This window comes from Acidobacteriota bacterium, assembly GCA_018268895.1.
In the GTDB taxonomy this organism is placed as follows: Bacteria; Acidobacteriota; Terriglobia; order Terriglobales; family Acidobacteriaceae; genus Edaphobacter.
In genome coordinates this window covers 1-2,546 of the sequence record JAFDVP010000006.1, presented here as the reverse complement: position 1 = coordinate 2,546, position 2,546 = coordinate 1, and the positions used below count along the sequence as shown (strand labels likewise).

The following is a 2,546-nucleotide window of genomic DNA, read 5'->3' as shown; positions in this document are numbered from 1 at the left end:
TAAGCGAGTAGCTGCAACGGCACAACTTCAAGTATCGGCAGCAGCATCTCAGGAGCTTTGGGGATGTGGATGGTGTGTTCTACGAGACTGCATATCTCGTCGTCGCCTTCAGTGGCGATGGCGATCACGCGCTCCAGCGGTAGTCTTCCGGACGTGAGACGAGGCCACGAGTGACTGGGTTGCGGTGGATGTACCGGACCTTCTCGACGAATTTGCCGGTGGTGAAGGTGTTGAAGTCGTAGTAGCGCGTCTGCCAGAACTTCTCGCGGTCGCCTTTGAGGAGTTTGGACGATTCGCCTTTGACGACACTGAGGAAGGAGGCGAGGGTGCGGGGCTGTGAATCCGTTTGCGGCTCGCTCGTCAGCAGGTGGACGTGCTCGGGCATGAGGACGTAGGCGAAGATGCAGAGGTTGTGGGAGCGACGGGCCTTCTCGATGACTTGTTCGAGGCTGCCTTTGGACGCAGTGTCATTGAGGTAGGGGAGACAGCGGTAGCAGCTAAAGGTGATGAAGTGAAGCTGGCCGGTTTGTTGCCGGCGCTCGAGGCCGTGGGGCATGGTGAGATTTTAGATGGGTTGGGGAAAGCGGTTTGAGCTTCGCTCGAATGACCCACCCATGCGATGAGACCGCATGGATAGGGCACCCGAGGTATGGGCTGATTTGGATGTATGGGCCACCCGCCATCCGAGGTATGGGTTGGGTTGGATGTCTTAGCCACCCTCCTAGCTGCCCAAGATGGAATCCCACGTCCCACGTATCAAGCTAGATATATGTGAGCGAGAGGGACTCATATCTGCCGCGTTTTCCACGATTTGCACAGTTTTGGATGCAATTTCGGAATTGACAATTCCCGAATGCTCAATGGTAAGTTGGATATAGCGCGAAGTTTGTGTTTTCTTCGCTTCAGCAAAGTAACCAGGCATGAGTCGCCCTGCCCTAGGAAAGCTGGCGACCCATGCCTCCGCTGACCGATTTGGTCTGCTCATTTGCATCTTTGAGCACTCCAATGTCGGTTGTCAACCTTTCATTGACCGATTATCGAAGGAGTGCCAAACATGGTTTGCTCGCTAAATTGTTTTTGTGCATTTTTAGAAGCTCGTACGCAGCAGCAGCGCGCGAATGTGATCAAAGACTACAAAAAGGGTGTCACAGGACCTGCGAAGGGCATGATGGTGTACTACAAGCCCGCGCTTCAGCTGATGCGGGGGCGTCTATGTCCAAAGGGCACAATGGATCAAAAGCTTACGGCTCTGAGAGAAGCTTGTATCGTAGCCAGTTGGACTGACAAACTCAACGATGCTCGGATTGCGGCGAATACCATCGCGTATAGAGCCTTCTATTCCGAGTTCGGCAACAAACGGCTAAAAATTTTCCCAAACCCGCGTCTTCAATGTTTGGTGTCAACGAATGTCGCTGTGAATCTGCAACCCGAGTTCTTTGCCGAAGTAGATGGAACAGTGATGATGTGGAAGTTCGGAATGAGCAAGCGGTCACGATCCGAACAGACCATCCGCCTCATATTGCAGATGATGAGTCGAGCCAGCAAACACAAAGGCATCGAGGTTCCTATCCATCAGATGCGTTTCTTTGACACTCGTACCGGAAGGACCTATGTTGAGACTGTCCTTGATGTTGATTTTGAAAAACGCCTGAAGCCGTTGGCGAAGGCTTTGGCAGACATATGGGATCAAGCAGCTTAGCTCATCTCATATGCGAGTGAGGGATTTGCCGGGTGCCGCATGAATGAGGCACCCGATTTTTAGATGAATTGGAGAAAGAATGGGTTTAGCATACGAAAATCTTGATGCAGAAACACGAAAATACATGGTGGAAGAGATTGATTGGGATATTGAAGCGGGTAGCATGTACATCAGCAATTTCTTAAATGCTTACGGTAAAACGCGTTGGCCCACAATCCTGCGTATAGCTGCTGAGAGCGGGAATGACGACACTCTTGCAAAGGCTTTAGTTGCTGAACAGTGTCTTGCTAATCAGTACGAGAAGAAGAAGCCAAAAGGAGGAACTACTTGGGCAGCTGTTCCTTATACCGCTTCTCAGACAATGGGGGAGGGAGAATTCAATCGATACTTCGTGCGTGGTTTATGTAAACGAGCCATAGCAGAAGGTATTCCTGATCTGGAAGTTTATCGTGCTAAGAGCGTTGCGATACCTCGAATCGAATCTCAAGCGAAATTGGGAACTTACGTTAATCCCACGGTTGTGTTGGCCGATCTCCGAACCACACAAGGTGTTGAGCCTGCTCTGGGACTACCGCCGGGTCCGAATTCTGGGTTAACTCTTCGAATCCCGGTCGCAGCCATCACTGAGATTGCCGCTGCAGCAGAATGACTCAATCTCCAGATCTGAACCCTATTCGACCGTTACACTTTTCGCCAGATTCCTGGGCTGATCGACATCGCAGCCCCTCCTCACGGCAACGTGATAAGCGAGTAGCTGCAACGGCACAACTTCAAGTATCGGCAGCAGCATCTCAGGAGCTTTGGGGATGTGGATGGTGTGTTCTACGAGACTGCATATCTCGTCGTC

4 protein-coding genes are annotated in these 2,546 nt (G+C 51.5%); 2 read left to right on the top strand and 2 right to left on the bottom strand.

Features of this window, described 5'->3' with window-relative positions; translation table 11 throughout:
• Window positions 1-124: 124 nt before the first annotated feature.
• Entirely contained in the window at window positions 125-556 is a 432-nt protein-coding gene (locus JSS95_07565) for a transposase (GenBank protein ID MBS1799666.1), read from the bottom strand.
• A 498-nt stretch (window positions 557-1,054) separates the two neighbouring features.
• Here JSS95_07565 and JSS95_07560 point away from each other — a divergent pair, with 498 nt between their 5' ends.
• A complete protein-coding gene (locus JSS95_07560; protein MBS1799665.1) occupies window positions 1,055-1,699 on the top strand; it encodes a hypothetical protein in 645 nt (214 codons plus the stop codon).
• A 79-nt stretch (window positions 1,700-1,778) separates the two neighbouring features.
• On the top strand, window positions 1,779-2,348 hold the full coding sequence (locus JSS95_07555) for a hypothetical protein (GenBank protein ID MBS1799664.1): 570 nt from the start codon (window positions 1,779-1,781) through the stop codon (window positions 2,346-2,348).
• Window positions 2,349-2,369: 21 nt separating this feature from the next.
• Here the strand turns inward: JSS95_07555 and JSS95_07550 are convergent.
• The coding region (locus JSS95_07550) for a hypothetical protein (GenBank protein ID MBS1799663.1) at window positions 2,370-2,546 on the bottom strand (177 nt) is incomplete at its 5' end.

Bases quoted from the DNA above. Each gene is read 5' to 3' on its own strand.
- JSS95_07560 (MBS1799665.1), top strand. From the start codon at position 1,055: ATGGTTTGCTCGCTAAATTGTTTTTGTGCATTTTTAGAAGCTCGTACG.
- JSS95_07565 (MBS1799666.1), bottom strand. From the start codon at position 556: ATGCCCCACGGCCTCGAGCGCCGGCAACAAACCGGCCAGCTTCACTTC.
- JSS95_07555 (MBS1799664.1), top strand. From the start codon at position 1,779: ATGGGTTTAGCATACGAAAATCTTGATGCAGAAACACGAAAATACATG.